Origin of the sequence: Veillonella dispar (assembly GCF_937975875.1) — a bacterium.
Taxonomy (GTDB): Bacteria; Bacillota; Negativicutes; order Veillonellales; family Veillonellaceae; genus Veillonella; species Veillonella dispar_B.
The window spans coordinates 1-5,215 of the sequence record NZ_CALJSP010000001.1; the positions used below are offsets into that span (position 1 = coordinate 1).

Annotated in this window: 6 protein-coding genes and 1 pseudogene; all 7 read left to right on the forward strand. The window is 41.9% G+C overall.

Annotated elements, in window-relative coordinates; translation table 11 throughout:
- The coding region (locus Q7P05_RS00005; RefSeq protein WP_303929949.1) for an FHA domain-containing protein at positions 1–442 on the forward strand (442 nt) is incomplete at its 5' end.
- A 56-nt stretch (positions 443–498) separates the two neighbouring features.
- Positions 499–840: a 50S ribosomal protein L19 gene (rplS, locus tag Q7P05_RS00010; RefSeq protein ID WP_005377523.1), complete on the forward strand. Its 342-nt coding sequence runs from the start codon at positions 499–501 to the stop codon at positions 838–840.
- Between the two features lie 68 nt (positions 841–908).
- Positions 909–1,814 carry a ribosome biogenesis GTPase YlqF gene (gene ylqF, locus Q7P05_RS00015; RefSeq protein WP_105085660.1) on the forward strand — a complete coding sequence of 302 codons (906 nt, stop codon included), beginning with the start codon at positions 909–911 and terminating at the stop codon, positions 1,812–1,814.
- Entirely contained in the window at positions 1,807–2,604 is a 798-nt protein-coding gene (locus Q7P05_RS00020) for a ribonuclease HII (protein ID WP_303929950.1), read from the forward strand. The genes ylqF and Q7P05_RS00020 overlap by 8 nt, the downstream gene beginning before the upstream one ends.
- Before the next feature lie 222 nt (positions 2,605–2,826).
- Positions 2,827–3,225: a YraN family protein gene (locus Q7P05_RS00025; RefSeq protein ID WP_227720441.1), complete on the forward strand. Its 399-nt coding sequence runs from the start codon at positions 2,827–2,829 to the stop codon at positions 3,223–3,225.
- 11 nt (positions 3,226–3,236) lie between these two features.
- Positions 3,237–4,874 (forward strand): YifB family Mg chelatase-like AAA ATPase, encoded by a 1,638-nt coding sequence (locus Q7P05_RS00030; protein WP_303929951.1) that lies wholly within the window; start codon positions 3,237–3,239, stop codon positions 4,872–4,874.
- Positions 4,875–4,882: 8 nt separating this feature from the next.
- Positions 4,883–5,215, forward strand: a pseudogene (locus tag Q7P05_RS00035) (DNA-protecting protein DprA); the annotation flags it as partial.

Sequence of the window (5,215 nt, forward strand, 5' to 3'; positions counted from 1 at the left end):
GTTTCTCTTCCCCCTGCTGGCCCTGCTCATCCTCGTCCGGGCCATCCGGGGGCTGCTGCGCATCCCCACTGCCGGGGAGGTCTGGGGCCAGCTGGCCCTGCCCGGGGGCGGCTCTCTGCCCATCCGGCACTGGGAAAACATCTTGGGCCGGGCCCCCCTGGCCGACCTGCGGCTGGACCTGCCCACCGTGTCCCGGCAGCACGCCGCCCTGGTCCGGGAGGAGGGCGGCCAGTGGCGCATCCACGACCTGGGCTCCAAGGCCGGGACGCTGGTGAACGGCGAGCCCGTGGAGGGCTCCGCCCCCCTGAAGGTGGGGGATGCCCTCAGCGTGGGCGGGGTAAAGCTGCTGTTTCTGCCCCTGTCCCGGGGGGAGGAGGAGCAGCTGCTCCAGCGTCGGAGGGCGGAGGCCGTGATTTATGATACTATATTGCTGTTAATTTGAGACAGTCCGCTGCCTATAAGGTGTAGGTATTGAATGTCTGCAAACAGGAGGAAACAATGAACATTATTAACGTACTTGAACAAGAACAACTTCGTACAGACATCCCTACTTTCCGCGCTGGTGACACAGTTCGCGTACACGTAAAAGTAGTGGAAGGTTCTCGTGAACGTATCCAAGTATTCGAAGGTTTGGTAATTAAACGTCAAAACGGTGGCGTACGTGAAACTTTCACAGTTCGTCGTATTGCATCCGGTGTAGGTGTAGAACGTACATTCCCACTTCACAGCCCACGCTTAGCTAAAATCGAAGTTATGCGCCGTGGTGTTGTTCGTCGTGCTAAATTGTACTACTTACGTAACCTTACTGGTAAAGCTGCTCGTATTCGCGAAAAACGCTAATGTTCATAAAAGGCTGCCGTTGGCAGCCTTTTATTTTTGCTAAAATTTAGATGTAGAAAGGAAATACTATGGCAGATTCACCTATCGTACATTGGTTCCCTGGGCATATGGCGAAAGCCACACGTATGATTACGGAGTATATCAAAAAGGTAGACGTAGTTATCGAGTTACTCGATGCGCGTATTCCTCGTTCTAGTGCCAATCCTGTAATCACTGAACTGGTTGGTCAGAAACCTCATATCGTATTGTTAAATAAAGTTGATTTAGCAGATCCTAAAGCCACAAAGGAATGGACTGAATTCTTTACTAAACAAGGTATCACTGTATTGGCTATCGATTCTAAGTCTGGCAAGGGTAATAAGAAGTTAATATCTACTGTAGAGCGTTTGAGTAAGCCTATTATTGATCGTTGGGTAGCTAAAGGCATTCGTAGTCGTTCTGTACGTACCATCATCTTAGGTATTCCTAATGTGGGTAAATCTACATTGATTAACTCCTTAGCTGGTTCTGCAGCAACGCGTACAGCTAATAAGGCTGGTCATACACGTGGTCAACAATGGGTTAAAATCGGTAAAAACCTTGAATTGCTTGATACACCAGGTGTATTATGGCCTAAACTAGAAGACCAACGCGCAGCGGCTCGCCTTGCTATGACGGGTGCCGTTTCTGATGATGTGTATGATTTAGAGCATGTCATTAAACAATTAATTAATCACTTATTGACGAATACACCTAATATTTTGGTGGAACGATATAAATTAAAAGAAGAAGAGATGACGGATGTAGATACGATTCTTGAAAGTATTGGCCGTCGTCGTGGTTGTCTCGTAAGTGGTGGTGTAGTAGACTTTGATAAAGCACGCCGCATTATCTTGCAAGACTATCGCAATACTAAACTTGGTACAATTACACTCGACAAAGTAGATGAAGAACCATACTATCCTGAAGATGGTGAGGAAACACAAAATGGATAAGGATGTTTTTTCTAAATTAAAGGTTGCAGACATTAAGGCGCTCTTTGAAACTGAACAAGCTTTAGAGATTTTGCCATTGGCTCAAGAGGATACTCGAAGTTCCGTTCAAAAATTGGCCGCTTCTTATATTAAACGCCAAGAAAAAGAGTTAAAAGAGCAGCAACGCCTCATGGGCATGTATGACTATGAAGGCATGTTCTATGATCAAGGTATCTATCATGTGGCTGGTGTTGATGAGGTAGGCCGTGGTCCTATTGCAGGGCCTGTGACGGTAGCTGCTGTTATCTTGCCGCCTATGACATTAATTCCGGGTCTTAATGACTCTAAAAAGCTAACAGAAGAAAAGCGTGAGGCCCTCTACGATATCATCATGGACGAAGCTGTAGCAGTTAGCTGCATTTCTTACGGCCCAGAAAAGATTGATGAGCTCAATATATATGAAGCAACGCGACAAGCGATGTATGAGGCGATTCGCACGCTCAGCGTACCAGCTGAAGCTGTAGTGGCTGATGCTATGAAATTGCCTGATTTGACGATTCCCGTTGAATCTATTATTAAGGGCGATAGTAAAAGCGCTAATATTGCTGCTGCATCAATCATTGCAAAGGTTACACGAGATCGATATATGAAGAGCCTTGATGATGAATACCCTGGTTATGGATTTGGTATTCATAAAGGCTATTATACGGAGTTACATAAAGAAGCTGTTGAACAGCAAGGTGTAACACCACTTCATCGCAAGAGCTTTGAACCTATTAAATCTATCGTTCGTTGGGTTAAACCTGAGTGATTATATTAACGTAAATTTATCATATAAATTGTATATAGTTTATAACCGTAAAGAGGTTCCTATTGGTCACCGATGTGACTATTAGGAACCTCTTTTGTATTTACTTTTGTTACCTCCATAATTTACGCTACAAGTAAGTATTACCTGTTGAAAGATTAATATAGTATAGATATTAAATTCTATGAGTTGTTGTTGGCAGATACACCTTATTAGGAGGTATATATGAAAACGATTAGTACAGGTAAAGCATTTAATGAACTAGATTCCAAGGAGCTTGGTAAATGGGGCGAACGGGTGGCCATTAAATATATTGAAAAGATCGGCCTTACAGTAGTAGATACAAATTATAGAACCCGATTAGGAGAAATTGATATCATTGCTAAACGCGATTTAATCTATCATTTTATTGAAATTAAAGCACGCCGAGGAATGCAACATGGATTGGCTCGAGAGGCAGTGACAAAGAAGAAGCAAAAGCATATTAAACGGGCCGCTATGTTGTTTTTATATGATCTACATCAAAAAAGACGGCGATGGAAAGAGTTATCCTTTGATGTAATCGAAGTGTACTTACATGAAGACTTTCAAAGTTCTATTCATTATTTGCCGCAGTGTTTTTAGAGAGGTTGCCTATGTATGCAAAACTATATGGAGCCACTTTACATGGCATAGATGGATACCTTATTACAGTTGAAGTTGATATATCTCAAGGCTTACCTGTCTTCGACATTGTAGGACTACCTAATCAATCGGTTAAGGAAGCTCGTGAACGTGTGCGGGCTGCCATCAAAAATAGTGGCTATGAATTTCCTATGAGACGTATTGTAGTAAACCTAGCACCTGCTACGATTCGTAAAAGTAGTGCAGGACTCGATTTAGCTATAGCGTTGGGTGTTCTCATTGCATCGGGACAGATAAAAGGGCGTAAAGCTAGTATTTCAGCTTTATTAAAAAACAGTTTATTTATGGGGGAGCTAGCTTTAGATGGCTCACTATTACCAACCTTTGGCACATTGGCTATGTCCCTTGCAGGTTTAGATTCTAATTATTCCACTATATTTACAAGTGTTGAAAATGGTCAAAATTTAAAAGCCATACCAAAGCTTTCCATTTATGGGGAATCTTCATTACTACATATTATTTCTATTTTGGAGAAACTAGCTAAATCAAAGTGCTCTAAAGTAAATAAAGAGACTATAAATAAATCTACAAGTTCGAAAAATCAAAACTATAATGAATCAGTGGAATTGTTAGAGTCATATGAACCTGTAGATTATATGAATGAAGATAGTCGTGTAGATATAGGCTCCAATCAAACATATACAGTAGATTTTAGTGATGTACAGGGGCAAGAGCTTGGAAAACGGGCTATGCTTATCAGTGCTGCAGGTCATCATCATTGTATTATGATAGGTCCACCAGGTGGTGGTAAAACGATGATGGCTGAACGATTGCCGACCATATTACCACCTATGACATGGAATGAAATCATTGAAGTGAGTCGTATACAAGATGTAATAGGATTATTAGGAAATACGGGATTGGTTACAACTCGTCCTTTTAGACATCCCCATCATACTGCAACTTTAGCGAGTATGGTAGGAGGCGGTATTCAAGGTCGACCTGGTGAGGTAACCCTTGCTCACGGAGGGGTTCTATTTATGGATGAAGCCCCTGAATTTCAACGCCAAGTTATTGATGCTCTAAGGCAACCTTTAGAATCACGCACAATTACAATCAATCGCTCTCAGGGAAATTACATATATCCTGCCGATTTTATTTGTATCTTAGCGGCTAATCCATGCCCTTGTGGATATTATCATGATCCTCATAAAGAGTGTGTATGTACGGAAACAATGGTTAAAAATTATCAGCAACGACTATCTGGGCCCATTATGGATCGCATCGATTTGCACATTCCTGTTGAAAGGCCTACCTTAGAACAATTATTAGATACTTCGTCGTCAACGATGACTAGTGAAAGTATGAGAGAACAAGTTGTTATGGCGACATCCATGCAACAGAAACGGTATGAAGGCCTAGATTTTAGCTCTAATGGAGCCGTACCGCATAAGGCCATAGGTGAGCTTTGCCATATTACCGATAAGGCTTGGAGTATACTCGGTAATATATTTGACCATTTTCATTTAAGTGGACGTGCTTTTGATCGCATATTAAAGGTCGGTCGCACCATAGCAGATCTTGAGGGAAACCCACAAGTGGAACCACATCATATTTCTGAAGCTATGCTATTTAGAACAGGTAAATAGGTGATATTATGACAAGATATGACGACAACATTTATATTGCAGGCCTCCAAAGTTTATATAATGTGGGCGCAGCATATATACGGAGTTTTATTGATGATTTTGGATCACCCTATGAAGCTTGGCAAGCTGTTAAGAAGGTCGATAATTTGAAATCTTATTATCATATTTCCGTAGGAGATAAACGGGCTATTGCAGCATCGGCTAGGGATGAAAAACTAGATTATATAATTCAAAAATTAGACGAATATCAGATGGATGTTACTACCTTTTTAGATAAGGACTTTCCATCTATGTTAAACCAAATCTATAATCCCCCAGCCATATTATTTATGAGAGGCAAT